Below are 1435 nucleotides of genomic sequence, written 5' to 3'. Positions count from 1 at the left end.
CAGCTCGGGCAGCACCAGCCCGACCAGCCGGGCCCGTTCGCCCCGCAGCTGGGTGGGCCGCTCGTAGCCCAGGACGTCCAACGCGCTCAGCACGGCCTGCCGGGTCGCGTCGGAGACCCCGGGCTTGCCGTTGAGCACCCGGCTGACCGTGGCCTCGCTGACCCCAACCTTCTTCGCCACCTGAGCAAGTCGTCGCGTCACACACGAAAGGCTAACGCAAGCACCGCAAGCGGCTTGCTCGGCGGCCGCATTGGGCCGGCTGCGCGCTGATTCAGGGGGTATGCCCTGTTCAGTCCCAAGTGACTCGCGCGAGGACCGGAAGGTGATCGCTGCCGGTGGCGGGCAGGGTGCGAATCCGGCCGACCGTCGCGGAGCGGGCCATCACCTGGTCGATCCGGGTCATCGGGAAGGCGGCGGGGAAGCTGAGGGCGACGCCCCGCTCGGGCACGTTCAGCTCGCTGGTCAGCGGATCGAGTGCCCGGTCGTCGACGGTGCCGTTGAGGTCGCCCAGCAGGACCACCCTGCGCGACCGCTCCGCCGTGACGGCGTCGCCGAGCAGCCCGGCGCTCTCGTCCCGCCAGGACGACGCGAGGCCGGTGACCCCGACCCGGACCGACGGCAGGTGCGCGACGTACACGGCGACCTCGCCGCGCGGCGTGTGCGTCACGGCCCGCAGCCCGCGTTCCCACTCCTGAGTGAGGCCCCGCGGTCTGATGTCCAGCGTTCGGGCCCCGCTGAGCGGATGCTTCGACCAGAGGCCGACCGTGCCCCGGACGGTCCGGTACGGGTAGTCCTGGGCGAGGGTCTTCTCGTAGACCGCCCGGGCCGGTGCCACCAGCTCCTGGAGCGCTATCAGATCGGGCCCCGCACCGGCCAGTGCGCGGGCCGTTCCCGCCGGGTCGGTGTTCTCGTCGCTGACGTTGTGCTGCACCACGACGAGGTCGTCGGCGCCGGGCTCCGGCGCGGGCAGCAGCAGCGGGCCGAACCGGTACGTCCAGGCCGCCACCGGCAGCAGCAGGGCGACCAGCGCGAGAGCCGAACGGCGCAGCAGGGCCGGCGGGAGCAGCGCCACGACCAGCACGCCCAGCCACGGCAGAAAGGACTCCAGGAGACTGCCCAGCCCGCCGGGCCGGTCGGGAACCAGGCCGTGGAACATCAGCAGAAGGGCGGTGGACACCGCCACTCCGGCCCATACCCGCCCGCGCCGCCAGCTCCACCGACGCTTCACCCGCTCGGTCATCGCTCCTCGTTCCGTCGTCCCGTCGTCCTCGCCGTCAGGACGACGGAACCTGTGGATCGAGTTCCGGGCGAGGGCAAGTGTTGTGGGACAACGGCGGCGACGGTCACCTCCACGCGGACCGTCCTCGGCGACACCTGGCGCACCTGACCCCCGTCCCTGCCGGAGCATGGGAGAGGGCCCCACGGATGTGCGTCC

2 protein-coding genes are annotated in these 1435 nt (G+C 72.5%); both read right to left on the bottom strand.

Features of this window, described 5'->3' with window-relative positions; translation table 11 throughout:
* The coding region (locus tag ACFW01_RS38385; protein ID WP_384511500.1) for a LacI family DNA-binding transcriptional regulator at window positions 1-201 on the bottom strand (201 nt) is incomplete at its 3' end.
* An 88-nt stretch (window positions 202-289) separates the two neighbouring features.
* Window positions 290-1240, bottom strand: a complete 951-nt coding sequence (locus tag ACFW01_RS38380) for an endonuclease/exonuclease/phosphatase family protein (RefSeq protein WP_234960507.1) — start codon at window positions 1238-1240, stop codon at window positions 290-292.
* Between the last annotated feature and the right edge of the window lie 195 nt (window positions 1241-1435).

The sequence above is a fragment of the Streptomyces sp. NPDC058985 genome, assembly GCF_042740985.1.
Taxonomy (GTDB): domain Bacteria; phylum Actinomycetota; class Actinomycetes; order Streptomycetales; family Streptomycetaceae; genus Streptomyces.
Note: the sequence above shows the minus strand (reverse complement) of the source record. Positions and strands in the feature narration are given on the sequence as shown.